The sequence below is a fragment of the Pirellulales bacterium genome (assembly GCA_019636335.1).
Taxonomy (GTDB): domain Bacteria; phylum Planctomycetota; class Planctomycetia; order Pirellulales; family JAEUIK01; genus JAHBXR01.
In genome coordinates this window covers 34486-52242 of sequence record JAHBXR010000003.1, presented here as the reverse complement: position 1 = coordinate 52242, position 17757 = coordinate 34486, and the positions used below count along the sequence as shown (strand labels likewise).

General features: G+C 63.7%; 15 protein-coding genes. 14 read left to right on the top strand and 1 reads right to left on the bottom strand.

The annotated features are described in order from the left end of the window. Nucleotides 1–35 precede the first annotated feature (35 nt). The 11 genes from KF708_04275 (at nt 36) to KF708_04225 (ending at nt 14521) form a co-directional block, all read left to right on the top strand. Entirely contained in the window at nt 36–1946 is a 1911-nt protein-coding gene (locus KF708_04275) for a redoxin family protein (protein MBX3411911.1), read from the top strand. A 413-nt stretch (nt 1947–2359) separates the two neighbouring features. Next, the gene (locus KF708_04270; GenBank protein MBX3411910.1) at nt 2360–2644 is read left to right on the top strand and encodes a hypothetical protein; all 285 of its coding nucleotides are present in this window, start codon (nt 2360–2362) and stop codon (nt 2642–2644) included. 423 nt (nt 2645–3067) lie between these two features. After that, nucleotides 3068–3940: a BON domain-containing protein gene (locus tag KF708_04265; GenBank protein MBX3411909.1), complete on the top strand. Its 873-nt coding sequence runs from the start codon at nt 3068–3070 to the stop codon at nt 3938–3940. 364 nt (nt 3941–4304) lie between these two features. Next, nucleotides 4305–5774, top strand: coding sequence for an AAA family ATPase (locus KF708_04260; protein MBX3411908.1), 1470 nt, complete (start codon nt 4305–4307; stop codon nt 5772–5774). 351 nt (nt 5775–6125) lie between these two features. After that, complete coding sequence (locus KF708_04255) at nt 6126–6704, top strand: hypothetical protein (GenBank protein ID MBX3411907.1); 579 nt, start codon at nt 6126–6128, stop codon at nt 6702–6704. A gap of 340 nt (nt 6705–7044) precedes the next feature. Then, the gene (locus KF708_04250) at nt 7045–10143 is read left to right on the top strand and encodes a tetratricopeptide repeat protein (protein MBX3411906.1); all 3099 of its coding nucleotides are present in this window, start codon (nt 7045–7047) and stop codon (nt 10141–10143) included. A gap of 113 nt (nt 10144–10256) precedes the next feature. Then, nucleotides 10257–11051, top strand: a complete 795-nt coding sequence (locus tag KF708_04245) for a MotA/TolQ/ExbB proton channel family protein (GenBank protein MBX3411905.1) — start codon at nt 10257–10259, stop codon at nt 11049–11051. 39 nt (nt 11052–11090) lie between these two features. Further along, entirely contained in the window at nt 11091–11510 is a 420-nt protein-coding gene (locus KF708_04240; GenBank protein ID MBX3411904.1) for a biopolymer transporter ExbD, read from the top strand. Nucleotides 11511–11516: 6 nt separating this feature from the next. After that, nucleotides 11517–13619 (top strand): hypothetical protein, encoded by a 2103-nt coding sequence (locus KF708_04235; GenBank protein ID MBX3411903.1) that lies wholly within the window; start codon nt 11517–11519, stop codon nt 13617–13619. A 210-nt stretch (nt 13620–13829) separates the two neighbouring features. Then, nucleotides 13830–14045, top strand: a complete 216-nt coding sequence (locus KF708_04230) for a twin-arginine translocase TatA/TatE family subunit (GenBank protein MBX3411902.1) — start codon at nt 13830–13832, stop codon at nt 14043–14045. Nucleotides 14046–14176: 131 nt separating this feature from the next. After that, a complete protein-coding gene (locus tag KF708_04225; protein ID MBX3411901.1) occupies nt 14177–14521 on the top strand; it encodes a twin-arginine translocase TatA/TatE family subunit in 345 nt (114 codons plus the stop codon). Between the two features lie 36 nt (nt 14522–14557). On the opposite strand, the gene KF708_04220 is transcribed toward KF708_04225, so the two are convergent. Then, nucleotides 14558–14803: a YqaE/Pmp3 family membrane protein gene (locus tag KF708_04220; GenBank protein ID MBX3411900.1), complete on the bottom strand. Its 246-nt coding sequence runs from the start codon at nt 14801–14803 to the stop codon at nt 14558–14560. Between the two features lie 325 nt (nt 14804–15128). Here KF708_04220 and rpmE point away from each other — a divergent pair, with 325 nt between their 5' ends. The 3 genes from rpmE (at nt 15129) to prmC (ending at nt 17706) form a co-directional block, all read left to right on the top strand. Then, nucleotides 15129–15389 (top strand): 50S ribosomal protein L31, encoded by a 261-nt coding sequence (gene rpmE, locus KF708_04215; GenBank protein MBX3411899.1) that lies wholly within the window; start codon nt 15129–15131, stop codon nt 15387–15389. Between the two features lie 230 nt (nt 15390–15619). Next, entirely contained in the window at nt 15620–16693 is a 1074-nt protein-coding gene (gene prfA / locus KF708_04210) for a peptide chain release factor 1 (protein ID MBX3411898.1), read from the top strand. 125 nt (nt 16694–16818) lie between these two features. Then, nucleotides 16819–17706 carry a peptide chain release factor N(5)-glutamine methyltransferase gene (gene prmC, locus KF708_04205; protein ID MBX3411897.1) on the top strand — a complete coding sequence of 296 codons (888 nt, stop codon included), beginning with the start codon at nt 16819–16821 and terminating at the stop codon, nt 17704–17706. Nucleotides 17707–17757 lie beyond the last annotated feature (51 nt).

Here is a 17757-nt window from a genome sequence, read left to right as displayed (position 1 = left end):
CTACCGCACGCAATCTGCCGGGAAAGGATGCTCTGATGTTGTTCGATCTTCGCCGCCACTTATTGGCTGGGACCACGGCACTCGCCGCCCTCGGCGTCGCCGCCCCCACTTTGGCCGCCGCGCCCAAAGCGGAGGATGCCCTCAAGCTGAACCCCATTCAAAAAGACGTCGAATACGACAAACCGAGCGAGGCACAAGCGGCCAAGTGTACGATCAAGGCCGAGAAGGTCGGCAAGCAGACCGGCTGGGTCATTCGCGACGAATCCGGCAAGACCTTGCGCCGCTTCGTCGACACGAACGGCGATAACGTCGTCGACCTGTGGTGCTACTACATGGACGGCGTCGAGGTGTATCGCGACGTCGACGCCAACTTCAACGGCAAGTCCGATCGCTACCACTGGCTGAACACCGGTGGCTCGCGCATCGGCATCGACAAGGACGAAAACGGCCGGATCGACGCCTGGGTCTCGATCTCGGCCGAGGAAGTCTCCGCCGAAATCGTGGCGGCACTCGCCAACCGCGATGCCGAACGCTTCGCTCGCCTGCTGCTGCAGCCGGCCGACGTGAAGGCGCTCGGCCTGGGCGAGCAGAAGTCGAAGGACCTCGCCAAGAAGGTCGAAACGGCCGCCGCGGGCTTCAAAACCGTGGCCGGCCAGCAGACGCAGGTCACGCCGAAGAGCCAGTGGGTAAACTTCAGCGCGTCGCGTCCGGGGCTCGTGCCGGCCGGCACCGATGGCTCGACCAAGGACCTGTTGGTCTACGAGAACGTCGTCGCCGTCGTCGACACCGACGATAAGAACAGCCAGGTGCAGATCGGCACGCTCGTCAAAATGGGGGAAACGTGGCGTGTCATCGACGCCCCGCGGATCATGGGCGATAGCAACGAGCTCGCCAGCACCGGCTTCTTCTTCCAGACGCAAACGATGCCGCAGCACGGTGGCGATGACGCCGCCGACTCACAGAACCAGAAGATGCAGGCACTGCTGGCACAGCTCGAAGAGCTCGATCGTGCCCCGGCGGCCTCGCCGTCGGAAGCCGCCAAGAATCACGCCAAGCGTGCCGACTTGATCGAGCAGCTTGCCAAGGAAGCCGGAGACGATACCGATCGCGAGCAGTGGATTCGCCAGCTTGCCGACACCGTCAGCGCGGCCGCTCAGTCGGGCGAGTATCCCGAAGGGGTCGCGCGGCTCAAGGCGCTCTTTGACACCATCGAAAAGGACAAAACGGGCTCGGATCTGGCCGCCTACGTCAAGTTCCGCTTCCTCACGGCGGAATACGCCCTGAACGTCCAGTCGCCCAACGCCGACTTCGCCAAGATTCAGACCGAGTGGCTCGACAACCTCGAGAAGTACGTCACCGCCCATCCCAAGAGCCCCGACACGGCCGAGGCCCTGCTGCAATTGGCCGTCGCGCGCGAGTTCTCGGGCCAGGAAGAAGATGCCAAGAAGTGGTATACGAAGATCCTGAGCGACTTCGCGACCTCCTCAGCAGCGAAGAAAGCCTCGGGCGCCGTCACCCGTCTCGAGTCGGTGGGCAAGCCCATCGTGCTCAAGGGGACCAGCACGGCCGGCAAGCCGGTGGATCTGACCTCGCAGTACAAGGGCAAGGTCGTGTTGATCCACTACTGGGCTACCTGGTGCGAACCGTGCAAGGCCGAGTTGCCCACGCTGAAAGAATTGCAGGCGAAGTATGGCAACGACGGCTTCGCGCTGATTGGCGTGAGCCTCGACACGAATCAGACCGAGCTGGACGAGTACCTCAAGCAGAGCAAGTTGCCCTGGGTACAGATCTGCGAACCGGGCGGTCTCGACGGCCGGCTCGCCAACGAGTTGGGCGTGCTGACACTGCCGACCATGATCCTCGTCGATCAGGATGGCAAGGTCGTCGATCGTAACATCCACGTCTCGCAGCTCGAGACCGAGCTCAAGAAACGCCTCGTCAAATAACCGCCAGCGCCCCAACACGCCCGCGGTTCATTTCACACGCGACCCCAAGTCAGGCCGGCGCCACGAACGTGGTACCGGCCGACTTGGGGTCGCGGCGCGCGCCGACTTGAACATTTTCTTTTTTTCAATTCCGGGGCACGAATCGAGCGCGGATTTGTAGAATCTGCAAAACCCGCGTCAAAGGCGGCAACTTTGCCGGCACGCTGGCATGCTAGTGCGGCAATTGCCCTTCGCGTCGCAAGTGTTTCCGGGTACAACCCTTACCTCGGGCGTGCAAAACCAGCGAGCAAATTGCCCGCGTGCTTGGCACGCGAATCGCTCTTGCTCGCTGGTGATACAACGCCACGGTCGTGCAAGGGAATGCACGCCCACAACTAGCGCCTTCCCGCAAAGGCGCGCCGCGAGGGACCCGGATGATGCAAGGATTCGACACCTCTACCGTGCTGTGGTGCCTGGGTACGATTCAGGCTCTGGGTTTGGCCAGCGCCGCGTTCGCCCGTTGGAGCGAAGGCCGCACCTGCCAGACCCCCGTTCACTGGCTCTTCTTTGCCTTTCTCGGCCTGGTCGGCGTCGGCACCGTCGCCGCGATGATGATCGGCCCCGGCTGCGGACTCGTCTCCGGCACGACGCTGGCCCTCATGGCACTTACCGCCACGCTCGATTTGAGCCGCGTCGGACAGGCCTCGCACTCGCACTAACGGCCCCCGTGATCGGAGCTGGTCGGAACCGCCCGCGGGCGATCTCTGCCGTGCTGCGCGCTGCTGGCGCCAGCGAGGCGTCATGATCGATTCCGTCGTCAAAATCGGAAAAAAGCCTACGCTCGGCACATTCGTCAACCGAAAACCATAATCAGGCAGTTCGATCGAGTGTGCGCGACCAGCGCTGGGGGGCCAGTGCGTCGTAACGCCACCGGGCGATGAAGATCGCCCGGCAACCCTTCGCAGCTTTCTCGCTGCTCCTCTGACTGCCGCCGGCTCGTCGGTTTCGTGCCGACGATTCTCGCCGGTCGAGGTTTTCACTCTTGAGTTTTCAGGCTCACGCGCAAGCGGGGCCATAACGTCGATTGGCTATCGACGACGAAGAGCCGTGGGACTGGCTCGCGTTTCATGGAAGGGGGACGTATGCGAATGATGCTTCGAACCGTGGCGGCCGCCGTTTTGGCCGCCCTGCTGCCCACCCTCGCGTGGGCCAACGATCAGGAGACGGCACAGCAGATCGCCGATGATCTGCGCGCCAGCGGTCGCCTGCAAAACTACAGCATCGGCGTGAAATACAAGGATGGCACCGCCTGGCTCTCGGGCCGCGTGGCCAACAAGCAGCAGATGTCCGACGCCCTGCGCATGGCCAAGCAGTCGCCGTCGGTAGGCCGCGTCGTCAACCAATTGCAAGTCGGCAATGGCGAGGAATCGGCAGCGAGCGGACAGATGGTTCGTCAGGCAGGACCTGCCGGCAACCAGCATTCGCGCGTTCGCCAGGCCAGCACTCAGTGGGGGGATGACGGCGGCTACGAGGCGATGCCGATGCAGCAAAACATGCCGCGGCAGCCGATGCCGAACCAGCGGGCGGTCGCCATGCAGCGCTCGAACAAACCGTACGGCACGCCGATTCCCGGCATGCAGGGCCGTCCGATGCAGGCATCGTACAACGGCGCCGATTGCCCACCCGGTATGATGAATGGGGGCGAGATGTCGGGCGGTATGCCCGCCATGATGGGTGCTGGCGGAGGTCCTCTGCCGGCCTACGTACCAGGCACCGGTGGTGGTCCGTCGCCGGCGATCTACGATCAGCCGAACATGCCGAACTACGCCTGGCCTGCTTACTCGGCCTACCCGAACTACGCGGCCTTGGCCTATCCCAAGCAGTATTCGGCCACGGCGTGGCCCTTTATCGGCCCGTTCTATCCGTATCCGCAGGTGCCGCTCGGCTGGCGAAAGGTTTCGCTCGAGTGGGACGACGGCTGGTGGTTCCTCGACTTCCACGATACCCACCGATAGCAAAACGTGAGTGACGTCCCCAAGCTGAAGGCCTCGGCGGTTCTCAAAAAACCGCCGGGGCCTTTTTTTGTTCCCCCACCCGCTCAGTGTGAGAACTCAAACCCCGCCACTTGGTCGTGCCGAGGTGGTTCCTTTCTTTGCGGCCCGAGCGTGGTGGCCGCCATGACGGCGGCTCACGCATGCGCGAGCAGATCGGTAGATGACACAGCCACGTTCAATCGACTGGTATCCAGAGTCAAACAAGACTGCCTCCGAAAAAACAACACAACACATTTACATATAAATACTTGCACACAAAACACCCGTAAGATAAAATAGATTTATCTCTTTTAGATAAATTGATTTTATCTCATCCGGGGTGGACATGGCCGCCTGGAAGTTCTACGGACGAAGGGAGCAGCTTGCGGATTTAGAGCAAATGCTCGACCGCAAACGCTGGTTCTTTGCCAAGGTCACAGGTCGTCGCCGGATCGGCAAGACGACGCTCATTCAGCAGGCGATGGAGGAACTCGGCAGCAAGCAGCCCGTTTTTTACGTTCAGATACCGGACTCTGAACCAGCGGGCGTTCTCTCGGCAGTGAACGACGCCTTGGAGACGTTCCAAGTGCCTGCCGACCGGCATCCTCGCCCCAACGACCTGCTGCAACTTGCAAAATTGCTGGAGGCGATGGCTGAGGGCGGGTACATCCTCATCCTTGACGAGTTCCAATACTTCAATCGCACAGGTTACGAAGAGTTCTGCTCGTACTTGCAGACAAGCGTGGATCGTTTGGCAGCGAAGGCCGATCAGGTTCGAGGCGGGTTAATCGTTCTTGGCTCGATCCACACGGAGATGGTGGCCTTACTCGAAGATCGCACGGCTCCGCTCTACAACCGAGTCACAGACACCATTAACCTCACGCATCTCGACATCGGCTCCATCCTATCCATCCTTCAAGATCATGCTGAGCCGACCCCGGAGCGGCTGTTGTTTCTTTGGAACCTCTTCGAGGGAATTCCGAAGTTTTATCGTGACTGCTACGAACGAGACGTACTTGCCGCCGAACGCAAGACCCTGCTCCGTCGCATCTTCTTTGAGAGTTCATCGCCACTTCGGTCAGAAGCCGAGAACTGGTTTCTGCGTGAACTGCGTGGCCGGTATAATGTAGTTTTGAAGTTCGTGGCCCGCAATCCGGGGCGAATGCACAAGGAATTGGTTCAAGCGATTCGAGAGGCAAGCGGATCTGCTGATACACAAGTTGGCGGCTACTTGAAGGTTCTCATCGAGCGATTCGGGCTGATCGAACGCAAGTTGCCGGTGTTCGCCAAGCCAGAAGCGAAGCGAGGCCGCTACTACGTCACCGACAATTTTCTCCGCTCATGGCTGGCGGCGCTGGCCGGCCCCGTTTCAGCGATAGCGTTTCGACCACTCGACGAACTGATTGAAGAAGCCGATCAGCGTCTCGAAGTTGTCGAAGGTGGCTCACTGGAGAAACTGGCCGGCCAACTTTACGAGGAACGAAGCCGCAAGGGGATTGGCGACTTCCCGATCACCCATCGAGTGCAAGGATTCTGGGACAAGGCCGACACCGAGATTGATCTGGTGGCCTTCAATGAAGCGACCGAATCCATTCGATTCGGCTCGTGCAAACGGTCGCCCAAGAAGCTGATGTCCGATGTGAACAACTTCAAGCAGCACGTGGAGCGGTTTCTTCGAACGATGCCCAAGTATCAGGACTGGAACAAGCAGCTCGTTGGCATCTCACCGGTATTGGACGCAGAACAAAGAGCTTTCCTGGCCAGTCACGACATCTTTCCGCAGGACTTGAACGATCTAATCCTCGGCCTGAATTGACCGAAGATTTGCTTCCGATCAAACGCCCCCCGGAAATGGGTGACGGCCCCGGCCGGTGGTCGCCATGCGGATTTCATTCCGCCCCTGCTGCAAGCAACCATTGCCAGCTTGCTGCCTGGCTTTCTCGCGCGGATGGTCTTTTGGGATATCTGGGCGTTCTGCCGAGCACGGGTGGCCCATGCTTTCAAGGTTGGCTCTATCTGCCGGAAAAACCCGCAAGTTCGGCACAGTTTAACACGATAAGTAGGGCTAGCCTGAATAGTCGGGCGCACGCGGTCGTTGCCCTCGCGGCGCGATGCACGTGTCCCTTTCGCTTCTCCGACAATCTCGCGACGCTTGAAGGGTCAGCGCATGAAGACGTCACGCATCAACTCGACTGGCGGACTCTTGCTCGCCGCCGTGCTGTTGAGCTGCACCGGTTGCTGGACCAACTATGGCTTCAATGTCGGAGCATTGGGCGTACCGATCCCGGTCAGCCCCTTCTTCCAGGATCAGCTCGAAGATCAGTTCTGGGATCACGAGCGCTACGAGCGTCTGCCGATTCTCGGCCCGATCACCTCGGGCAGCGAGCCGGTGGCACTCGATCCCCCTTCGCCCGATGAAGTCATGCGGGCCCTGGAGCGCGCTCGACCCGTCGAAGGTGGCTTGCCCTTCTTCCACGAGATTCAGCGCAATAACGTGCAGATGGTGGTCGACCCCATTCCGGGTGGCGATTACGTCGACCCGGTTCGCGTCTATCCGCTCATCGGCCCGGCCCAGCAGCACCACTGCCACTACAAGTGTACGATCTACTTCACCGAAGTGACACGTGTCGGCTGGCCGATTCCGTACACCACGGTCGACGAGGATACGGTCGAAGTGGTCTACATCGACCACAACCACTTGCACATGGTGGGCAACGTCAGCGACGGGCCGTCGGGCAACTACTAAGCCCGCTGCTCGCCCGAATAGTCTTCCTTCCTGATGCGGCTTGCCACAAGTTTTCGAGCTTGTGGGGTTATCGCGGGCCGCGCGCGGGCCGTCGTGTCGATACAAGACATGAGGCGTTCGTCGCTCGCGATCGAACCGTTGGTCGTGCCCGGCCGTACACACCGGCAAGGCCGACCGGCATTCGGTCGCGCGAGTGCTATCACCCGCCAGCGTGCCAGCCCTGCTAGCGCGTGGTTGGGTGGCGACCATCGGCATTGCTGCCGCGCATGGCTCGCCAGTAGCATGCCCCGTTCGCGCGCCGGTATCTCGAAAACCCACCAGCAAGACGCACGTGCCTGTCATGGAAGACAAGCTCGCACGACGCAGGATCGTTGCCGCACTCGTGCTCGTCACGGCGCTGGCCGCGGCAAACCTCGCTCCGCGCGCCGCGCGTGCCGACGCCGGCGACGATCAATACGCCGTCGCTGCGGGCCACTACGCCCGGCAGCGCTGGCCGCTCGCCATCGAAGAGTTCGAGACTTTCCTTACCGCACATCCGCAACATGCGCGCACCGCCGCGGCCACCTTCTTTCTGGGCGAGGCGCTGGTCCACGCCGAGCGTTATGCCGCGGCCCGCGAGCGTTTTCAGCAATACCTCCAGGCGCAACCCGACGGACAGCACGTCCAACACGCGCAATTTCGCTCGGCCGAGTCCGCCTACCTCGTCGGCGATCGAGATGCCGCCTTGCGCGAGTTGCAGGCATTCCAATCGCGGTACCCCGACGACGAATGGAACGCCTTCGTGCTGACCTACCTGGGCGATCTTGCCCTGGCCGACAAAGACCACGCCGGCGCCGCACGGCACTACGAGCAATCGATCGAGCGCTTTCCCGAGGGTCCGCTTTGCGATGATTGCCGCTACGGCCTGGGGCGCGCCTGGCAAGAACTGGGGCAGTTCGACAAGGCGGAACCCATCTTCCGCTCGTTCGCCGAGCAGCGTGGCCATCCTCTCTCGGACGAATCGCAGTTTCAGCTTGGCGCGTGCCGCTATTCGGCCGGCGATTACGTCGGCGCCGAGACGCTGCTGGCCGACTTCGACCACGAGCGCTCGCAGAGCGCCGCGCGGGCCAAGACGCAACTGGCGCGCGGCTGGGCCTTGTTCCATCTCGAACGCTACGACGAGGCCGAGGCACTCTTCGCCGCCCTGACCGAGCACCCGCAGTGGGGACTCGAGGCTAGCTACTGGCTGGGACTGGTCGCCAAGGCCGAAGGACAATGGTCGTCGGCCGCCGAACGCTTGCAGGCCTGTGCGGCCCGCGCCGGCGATGCGCCGCTCGCCGCGGCGATCCATTTTCACGCGGGCGACGCCCTGATTCGCAGCGGCAATCCGGCGGCCGGTGTCGAGGAACTCGACCGCTGCGAAGCGGTCGATAGCGGCGCCGAGTGGGCCGACGACTGTCAGCTCGCACGCATCCAGGCGGCGCTGGCCGACGGCGATCATGAGCTCGTCGGCCGGCTGGCCCACGAGTTCGACGAAAAGTTCGCCACGAGCGATCACGCCCCCGAAGCGGCACGCGCCGTCGCACGCTCGCTGCTCAATCAGCGCGAATTCACGCAGGCCATCGCGCGGCTGTCTCCGTGGGTGGCCGATGCCGGTGCGAACTCGGCGCCGGCCGACCGCTACCTGCTGGCCCTGGCGTTTCAGGGAGCGGGTCGTCACGCAGAGGCCGTCGCCGCGCTGGCCGAACTGCCCGACGACGATACGCGACTCAGAACCGAGGCCGATCTCGTGGAAGGCACCTCGCTCGCCGCGCTCGAGCGCTACGACGAGGCGATCGCCCGCCTCGAACGGTACCTGGCGGCCCGCGGCGACGAGGAAGGCGCGGCGCGCTGCCGCGCTCAACTGGCCGTTTGCAGCGCGCGGGCCAAGCGCATCGACGACGCCCGCCACTGGTTCAACGAACTTCAAGCGAAGCACGCCGGCGACGCGGTACTGCGCCATGCCACGAGTCATCTGGCCGAGGCCGTCTACGCCGCGGGCGAGTTCGCCTGGTCGGCCGAGCTCTTCGAACAAGTCAGCAAGCTGGGGGGGGACTCGCCATCCGTCGAGGGCAACGAACCAGCCGGCGCGAGCGCGCGGGGCCTGGCCGGTCTCGCCTGGAGCCGCTATCAGCAAGGCGATCTTGCCGCCGCCGCGGCCGAATTCGCGCGCGTCGTCGAGCAGTTTCCCGCTGATCCCGCCGCGGCCGAAGCGGCGCTGATGCTCGGTCGCATCGAAGCGGAACGCGGCGCCCCGGCACGCGGGCTGGCCTCGTACAAGCAAGTGATCGAGCAGTTCCCCGACTCGCCCCACCTGGCCGACGCGCTGCGCGGCGCGGCGCGCCTGCACGAACAACTCGGCGATCACAACGAAGCCGCGGCACTTTACCAGCGGCTCGACCGTGAGTTTCCCGCCGCGACCGATCGCGACGCGCTCTTGTACGAATGGTCGTGGGTCGAGCGCGGTCGCCAGGACGACGCGGTCGCCAACGCGCTGCTCGAGCGACTTCACGTCGAACATCCCCAGAGCCGTTTCGTGGCCGATGCGCTCTATCGTCTCGCCGAGCGGGCCCATCAAGCCCGCGACTACGACCGTGCCAGCAGACTGCTGTCGGAGTTGAGCACGCGCGAGCAGGTCAGCCCGAGCATTGAAGAGCATGCCCTCTATCTGCAGGGTCAGCTCGCGGCGGCCAGAGAACAATGGACCGACGTCGAGGCGCCGCTGGCAGCGTTGCTCGAGAAACATCCCGAGAGCAGCCTGCGTTTGCTCGCCGAATACTGGTGTGCCGAGGCGAGCTATCGCCTCGGGCAGACGGACGTGGCCCTCGAACGGTTCGAAGTTCTGCTCACCAAGACGCTCGACAGCAAAGAATCGTGGGCGCCGATGGTGGCGCTGCGACGTGCCCAGATCTTTGCCGGCCGCCGCGAATGGGACGAGGCCTACGAGATGGCCTCGCAGATCGCGGGTCAGCATCCCGGCTTCGCCCAGCAATACGAAGTCGACTATCTCATCGGTCGTTGCCATGCCAGCCAGGCACGGTTCGAGGACGCGCGGGGGGCTTATGCCCTGGCCGTGAGCTCCGCCACCGGCGGCAAGACGGAAACCGCCGCCATGGCGCAATGGATGATCGGCGAGACCCACTTCCATCAACGGAATTATCGCGCCGCCATCCGAGAATATCTGCGCGTCGAGATCCTCTATGCGTATCCCGAGTGGCAGGCCGCGGCCCTGTTGCAGGCGGCAAAATGCCACGAGCAACTGCACGAGCCGCAGCAGGCAGCTCAACTGTATACACGGCTGGTCGAGCAATTCGGACAAACCAGCTATGCCGAAGAGGCCACCGCCCGCGCCAAGGTACTCGAGCAAAAGACCGCCAGCCTGACGTCCCCCGCTCTCCCCCCCTCCCCTTTGCCCCGCTAACGTCCTGCCCACTGTCGCGGCGTCTCAGGCGCCGCGCCCACGACCGCCCACACAGGATCGAACCCATGTCCGCCACACGCTTCACACGCCTGGCCCGGCAACTCACGTTGCTCATGGTTCTCACCGTGCTCGTGCTCGGTCGCCTGGTCACTTCCTCATCGGCGCAGGAATCGATCGAGGTGGGACCCGTCAGCGTCGAACAACAGGACGTCGAGGGGCAGGCCATCGCCACGCGCAATCTGCTGGGCATTATTCGCGACGGTGGCATCGTGATGCTGCCGATCATCCTCTGCTCGTTCGTGCTGGTGGTGTTCGTCTTCGAACGCACGATCAGCCTGCGGCGCGGGCGGGTCATTCCCTCTCCCTTCGTCAAGCGTTTCATGCACCAGCTTCGCGCTGGCGAATTGTCCCCCGAGGCGGCGCTGGCCATCTGCGATGAAAACGAGAGTGCCGTCGCGCAGGTCTTTGCCGCCGGGGTACGCCGCTGGGGGCGACCGGCCGTCGAAGTGGAACAAGCCGTGCTCGACGCCGGCGAACGTGCCGTCACCAGCTTGCGCCGCTACATCCGCGTGTTCAACGGCATCTCGACCATCAGCCCTCTGTTGGGGCTGTTAGGCACCGTTTTTGGCATCATCGAGGCCTTCAACGCCATCGCGAAGACGCAGGCCATGGGGCGTCCGGAATTGCTCGCCGGTGGTATCAGCGAGGCTTTGCTCACCACCGCGGCCGGACTCGTCGTCGCCATTCCCGCCCTGATCTTCTACCACTACTTCGTCAGTCGCGTCGATCAGCTCACCGTCGAACTAGACGCCTTGGGGCAGGAACTGGTCGAAGAGATTGCCGCCGACGGCCGCCTGGCGCGCGAGGGGGGACGCGCGAGATCAACCCGTCGCAGCACGGCCGCGTAAGCACGGTTCTGTCGTTCGGACTCGCTCGGGGGAACGATCATGCCACTGAAGACGCTCGAAGACGACGCACCCGTCTTGAACCTCACGTCGATGGTGGACGTGGTGTTCCTGCTGATCGTCTTTTTCATGGCCGGCACGGAGTTCACGCACCTCGAGCGCGAGATCGGCCTCAAAGTGCCCGAGGTCTCCGATCGGGGCACGCTCACCTCGGCGCCGGAACGCAAAGTGATCAACGTAGCGGACGACGGCACCATCACGCTCAATCGTCAGCCGATCTCGCTCGAACAACTCGAAGGCACGCTCGCCGCCGCGCGCAGCGAGTATCAGGATCTGGGCGTCGTCGTGCGCGGCGATGCCAGCGCGCCGTTTCAAAGCGTGGCCGATGTACTCAACGCTTGCAAGCAAGCCGGCATCACCGACCTGGGCATCTCCGTCCGGTTGGCCAGCCGCCCGAGGTGACGCCACATGCTCGGGCGATTCCTACGATTCTGGCATGCGCTCTCCGTCGAACAGATGGTCTGGTGGACCGTCTGGGCCGGCGTGGCGGTCATCATCGTAGCGCTCGTCGTCTTGATGCGCACGCGTTGGGGGCAATCGCGCCCGCTGCAAAAGTGTGCCGCGCTGTCTCTCCTGGTCCACCTGCTGCTCGCCTACGTCGCCGCCACCGTGCAAGTGGTGCAATCGGTCGCCGGACCGCCGGGAGGTGGCACGGTAAATATTTCGAGCATCGAACGCTTTGTCGAAGGGGGCAGCGCGGGGGATATCGAGACGGGCGCACCCTCGCTCGATGCCGATGATCGTGCCGCCACCAGCCCGCGTCTCGCACCGTGGGAGTCCGATACCGCCACAGACAACATGCAGTCGGTCAATCCGGCGCTCGAACGAATGGCTGCCGCCGTGCCGCTGGCTGCCGAGCGCACCACCGGATCTGCCGAGTCCGCCTTGCCCGGCGACCTGACAGCGGCGCCGCTCCCCACGAACAGCGTGGCGCCCGAGGCGCCCCGCAGCGTGCCGCAAACGGATCGCGCCCCTTCGGCTGCCGTGGCCGACACCTCTCCGCCGATCGATGCGCCGCGGGCCGAGCGTCAAGAAGCGATCGATCCGCTCGTGACCGATAACCTTGCCCCCCCCAAAGTCGAACCGCTGGCCGAGTCGGCTCCCCCGATGCTCGATCGCCCTCTGCCGGAACTGCCGGCTGAATTGCTCGCCGCCCCCACGGCGCTCGCGCCGCTGGTCGATGTGCCGACGCTTCCCATGCCCGATGAAACCCTGGGCAAGTTGATCGATGTTCCGCCGCGCGATCTGGTATCCGGCAGCACGAACGGGACGGCTCCGGCCATCGCGGGACTCAAATCGGTCGAAGTGCCGAACGCCGGAGGCGCGTTTATCGGCTCCCCCTTGGGAACAACCACCGGCGATCCCCGCATGGTCGCCATTCGCCGTGGCGCCGCGATTGGCGATCCGACCGAGGCCTTCGAGCATCGTCTCGGACCGATGCGGGCGCGCACCGGCGCCGAACATGGCGCCACGCCCGAATCGGAAGCCGCCGTCCAGGCGGCCCTCGACTGGTTCAAGCAGAATCAAAGCGCCGAAGGAGCCTGGGATCCCACGCAGCATGGCGGCGGCCGCGAAACGCGCACGCTGGGGCACGATCGACAGAACGCCGGCGCCGGCGCCGAAACGGGCGTGACCGGACTCGCCCTGCTCGCCTTTCTCGGCGCCGGCCACACGCATAAGACGGGCGACTATACCGAGACCGTCCGACGTGGGCTCGACTATCTGCGGCGCATGCAGGCCACCAACGGCAGCTTCGCCGGCAAGGCCAAGACCTACGCCGCCATGTACTGCCACGGCATGGCCTTGCTCGCCATCGCCGAGGCATACGGCATGACGGGCGATCCCGAATTGGCCGACTCCATGCGGCGCGGCGTGCAATTCACGCTCGCCGCGCAGCATCCCTCGAACGGCGGCTGGCGTTATCGCCCCGGCGATTTGGGAGACACGAGCCAGCTCGGCTGGCAATTGATGGCCCTCAAGAGTGCCGAGCTCGCCGGGTTGCCCATGCCCGACCTGACTCGCGAACGCATGTATCGCTTCATACGCGGAGTGACCTTCGGCGAGCACGGTGGGCTCGCGAGCTATCGTCCGGGCGAGCAAGCCAGCCGCACGATGACGGCCGAGGTGCTCGTATGCCGCCAATTTCTCGGCGCAGCGCCAGAGTACCGTGCCGGTGACGAAGCGGCGTCGTACATTGCCCAGGAATTGCCGGGGCACGGCCAGATGAATCTCTACTACTGGTATTACGCCACCCTGGGGCTCTACCAGCATCAGGGGGCTCAATGGCAACGCTGGAACGAAGCGATGCAGACGACCCTCCTTCGCACGCAACGGATCGAGGGAGACCTGGCCGGCAGTTGGGATCCGACCGACGTCTGGGGGGGCTACGGTGGCCGGCCCTATACCACGGCGCTGGGCGCCTTGTGCCTGGAGGTCTACTATCGCTATCTGCCCCTGTATTCGCACACGGCCAAGCGCGAACAACCGGGAGAACCAAGCGCACCTAAGTAATTACGAGATATTAAGCTACGGCGTGAAGTTCCGAGCGGAATTGCCCCTCTGTTTGTTTGACACTCGCGATGCCCCCATTAAAATGGTTAGTTGAACAGCAGTTGCTCCTGCGCCCTGTGCGCGTACCGTTCGTGAATTCCTCCCGCAGCGCGCCAAGTCAGCACTCCGCGTTGCCGCACCTTTCCTGCTGAGAAAGCGCCGATGTTAGCCATGTTTGGTCTTGGCCCCGCGGAACTGGTTGTCCTAGGCATCGTCGTCCTGCTCTTGTTCGGCAGCCGTCTACCCAGCGTGATGCGCTCGCTGGGCCGTGGCGTGGTCGAATTCAAGAAGGGGGTCCAAGGGATCGAAGACGATCTCGACGACGACGTGCCCACCACCAGCAAGCGAAAACTAGACGAGCCCACGCGGGAAACCGCCGAGCGCTAGTCGAGCGTACAACTCCGATCATCGAGTACACACCTGACGGACAGATCCTGCACGATCTTTCCGTTCCATGGTGGTGGCCGGCGATCGAGTCGTTTTTGAGGTCGCAACGTAACGCCGTTTCGTGGTGAGCGATGAGTTTGATTACCGCCAGCCTGACTTGGGCCATCTTTCCACTCGGCGGCGTTGGCCCAGCCGAAATGCTGGTCATTGGCGTTGTTGCCGTGCTCCTCTTCGGCAAGCGGCTGCCCGAGATGGGTCGCACGTGGGGCAAAAGCCTGCTCGAATTGCGCAAGGGTCTGAGCGGAATCGAAGAAGAACTCCGCGGCATAACCAACTTGTCGACGCCGGCCCCCAGCCGACCGGCCAAGCGCACCTTCCACGAAATGGACGATCGCGATGAAGCGACCGCCCCCAAGTTCGAGCCGCCGGTCGCGCCGGCCGCCGAATCGCAGGAAGAATCTTCTCCGGCCTCGTAACGGCCGAATTCATGCGCCACTAACTTCGGCGGCGCTTTAGCCCATGCTGGCCCGGCTCGAACGGCCCTGCCCGAGCGCCCGGATGATACGCTCCGCGCGCTGATCCTCGAGATGGCTGTGGACCACGAGAATGGCGTGGATCATGCCGGGGACCCAGAAGCAGAGCGTGAGAATCAGATTCAACACGAACTGTACCGGCTTGCCACACAACAGCACCGCCAACGGGGGCAACAAGATCGCGATGAGATAACGCACGGCTGAAGCAACCTCCCTTCCCGACAGGTCCGCCAGGTGTCTCACCTGCGAAATGCCGGCCTGTCTGAGACGTTATTCGCCAGTCGCCTGGAATTCTTTCCGTTCTCGGCCGGAAAAGCCCCCTCAGGTCGCGCGTTCCGAACCGCACCGTCCGCCCAGGGGGGTATCGAGCCCTCGGACGTGGCAGGACGGCTCGTAACGCCTGTTCTCCAAGGCGGTTTCGTGATCGGCGGTGGCACTTGTCCGATTTTTCGGCCGATACTACACTTACGGTTTCCCCAGGGCTCCCGGAGCGTCGTCTGGTCGAGCCCAATCCGACACAACGCCGATTGCAGCCAAGGACGAGAATCCGATGAAGAAGAACGTTCACCCCAAGTACGTCGACACGACCGTCCGTTGCGGCTGCGGCAACACCTTCAAGACCCGCAGCACGGTCGCCGAGCTGGCCATCGACATTTGCAGCAGTTGCCATCCGTTCTACACGGGCAAGCTGAAGTACGTCGACACGGCCGGCCGTATCGAGAAGTTCCAGAACAAGTTCGCCGCGACCGGTTATGCCAGCCTCAAGCGTGGCAAGAAGGCCGCGCCGGCCAAGCAGGAAGCGGAAGCCTGATCTCTGCCCTTTCGCGGGGACGCCGGGGTCGCGCGGAGCCAACCGCCGAGCCCCTCGCCGCGTAGGAATGCCGGGCACCCAATCTATGCGCAAGCACTATTAGCGACTCCCGCCTCTCCTCTCGTGAGCGCCGCGCGCGATCTCCGGACGCTTGCCCTGCGCGGGGCCTCTTGTCGGCCACCTCAGACACGCACCGCGTGTCCCGCTTTCAGCCGTGAGGAACTTCTCCCATGCGGGAAATGCTCGATCAAAAGCTTGCTCGTTTCGAAGAACTAGAACGCTCGCTCGTCGATCCCGAAGTGCTGGCCAGCGGTCCGCGCATGGCGGCCGTGATGCGCGAGCATGGCTCGCTCGCCAAGCTGGCCACCAAGTACCGCCGCTTCAAAGAGCTCAACCATCAGATCTCCGAGGCCATGGAACTCGCCAAGGGGCACGACGCCGAAATGCGCGAGCTGGCCGAGGCCGAGCTGCCCGAGCTCAAAGCAGAGCGCGAAGAGCTCTGGAACGAGCTACTCGATCTTACGATCGGCGGCGAAGATGCCAACCGCTCGCGCTGCGTGATGGAAATCCGCGCCGGTACCGGGGGCGACGAGGCCGCCCTGTTCGCTCGCGATCTCTACGAGATGTATCGCAAGTATGCCGAGACCAAGGGGTGGAAGGTCGAGGTGCTCGAGCTCAACCCCACCGAGCTCGGCGGCTTCAAAGAGACGATCCTCGGCCTCGAGGGGGAGGGGGTCTACCGCGAGCTGCAGTACGAAAGCGGCGGTCATCGCGTGCAGCGCGTACCGGAAACCGAGGCCAAGGGACGCATCCACACGTCGGCGGCCACCGTGGCGGTGATGCCCGAGCCGGAAGATGTGGAAGTCGATCTCAAGCCCGACGATTATCGCATCGACCGCTTCTGCGCCAGCGGTCCCGGCGGTCAGCACGTGAACAAGACGGCCTCGGCCATCCGGCTCACGCACCACGAGAGCGGCATCGTCGTCAGTTGCCAGGACGAAAAGAGCCAGCACAAGAACCTGGCCCGCGCGATCCGCGTGCTCAAATCCCGGCTCTACGATAAGAAGCGGGAAGAAGAAGAGCAGAAGCGCGCCGCCGCGCGCAAGACGCTGGTCGGCTCGGGGGATCGCAGCCAGCGCATTCGCACGTACAACTTCCCGGAAAACCGCGTCACCGACCACCGCATCAACCTGACCCTCTACAAGCTCGATCAGGTGATGGCCGGCAATCTCGTTCCGGTCACCGAAGCCCTGATCGAGTACGATCGCCAGGCCCAACGCCAGCAGATGGGCACGGTGGAGTAAAACGCCAACCAGATCGATTCGGCTTGCCGGGCAGGTCCGTTTCGGCTCGACTATGGTCCAGGTTGCCCCCAGGGAAGGGGATCGTTGGATCTCGCACCAACCGCGCCCGCGACACGGATGCCGTCATGCCGCAGACAGAAACCTGGACCATCGGCCGCCTGCTGGAATGGACCAGCAACTACCTGCGCGAGCGTGGCGCCGATTCGCCCCGTCTCGATGCCGAAGTCCTGCTGGCCGAGGCCCTCGGCTGCCGGCGGATCGATCTCTACACGAAGTTCGCCGAGGAACCGAGCGAGCAGCCCCGGACCGCCTTTCGCGAGCTGGTCCGCCGCCGCGCCGAGGGAACGCCGGTGGCCTATCTCGTGGGACGTCGCGAGTTCTACTCGCTCTCGTTTCGCGTCACGCCCGACGTGCTGATTCCCCGCCCCGAAACGGAGTTTGTCGTCCTGGCCTTGCTCGACTTCGTCAAGGAGCGCGGAGCCGAACGGAACGCCCCGTTCGACATCGCCGATGTTGGTGCCGGGAGCGGCATTCTGGCCATCTGCGCGGCGAAGTACGTGCCCGGCTCCCAGGTGCTCGCCATCGACAAGAGCGCGCCGGCCCTGGCCGTGGCCCAGGCGAATGCCACCGAACACGGCGTCGCCGAGCGGATCAAATTCGCTGAAAGCGATCTCTTTGCCCAGGTGGCCGCCGACCGGCAGTTCGACTTCATCGTCAGCAATCCCCCCTACATCTCCACCGCCGAGATGGCGGCACTGCCAGCCGACGTCGCCCGCTACGAGCCCCACCTGGCCCTCGAGGCCGGCCCGCGGGGCACGGACGTCATCGAACGGCTCATCCCCCAGGCGGCAGAACGGCTGCGTCCCGGCGGCGTGCTGTTGATCGAGATCAGCCCCACCATCGAAGGGGATGTCAAGCAACTGGTCGCCCAAGAGAGCCGTTTCGAGTTTTTGCCGACCCGCAACGACCTGTCGGGCCTGGCTCGTGTTGTGCAACTACGGCGGAAATCGTAGTCTGCTCGCCGCCGCGATGTGCTCCCCCCCTATGTCCACTGTTGCCGGCGA

Bases quoted from the DNA above. Each gene is read 5' to 3' on its own strand.
- KF708_04265 (MBX3411909.1), top strand. From the start codon at position 3,068: ATGCGAATGATGCTTCGAACCGTGGCGGCCGCCGTTTTGGCCGCCCTG.
- KF708_04240 (MBX3411904.1), top strand. From the start codon at position 11,091: ATGCCACTGAAGACGCTCGAAGACGACGCACCCGTCTTGAACCTCACG.
- KF708_04255 (MBX3411907.1), top strand. From the start codon at position 6,126: ATGAAGACGTCACGCATCAACTCGACTGGCGGACTCTTGCTCGCCGCC.
- KF708_04250 (MBX3411906.1), top strand. From the start codon at position 7,045: ATGGAAGACAAGCTCGCACGACGCAGGATCGTTGCCGCACTCGTGCTC.
- prmC (MBX3411897.1), top strand. From the start codon at position 16,819: ATGCCGCAGACAGAAACCTGGACCATCGGCCGCCTGCTGGAATGGACC.
- KF708_04245 (MBX3411905.1), top strand. From the start codon at position 10,257: ATGGTTCTCACCGTGCTCGTGCTCGGTCGCCTGGTCACTTCCTCATCG.
- KF708_04230 (MBX3411902.1), top strand. From the start codon at position 13,830: ATGTTTGGTCTTGGCCCCGCGGAACTGGTTGTCCTAGGCATCGTCGTC.
- prfA (MBX3411898.1), top strand. From the start codon at position 15,620: ATGCGGGAAATGCTCGATCAAAAGCTTGCTCGTTTCGAAGAACTAGAA.
- KF708_04225 (MBX3411901.1), top strand. From the start codon at position 14,177: ATGAGTTTGATTACCGCCAGCCTGACTTGGGCCATCTTTCCACTCGGC.
- rpmE (MBX3411899.1), top strand. From the start codon at position 15,129: ATGAAGAAGAACGTTCACCCCAAGTACGTCGACACGACCGTCCGTTGC.
- KF708_04270 (MBX3411910.1), top strand. From the start codon at position 2,360: ATGATGCAAGGATTCGACACCTCTACCGTGCTGTGGTGCCTGGGTACG.
- KF708_04275 (MBX3411911.1), top strand. From the start codon at position 36: ATGTTGTTCGATCTTCGCCGCCACTTATTGGCTGGGACCACGGCACTC.
- KF708_04260 (MBX3411908.1), top strand. From the start codon at position 4,305: ATGGCCGCCTGGAAGTTCTACGGACGAAGGGAGCAGCTTGCGGATTTA.
- KF708_04235 (MBX3411903.1), top strand. From the start codon at position 11,517: ATGCTCGGGCGATTCCTACGATTCTGGCATGCGCTCTCCGTCGAACAG.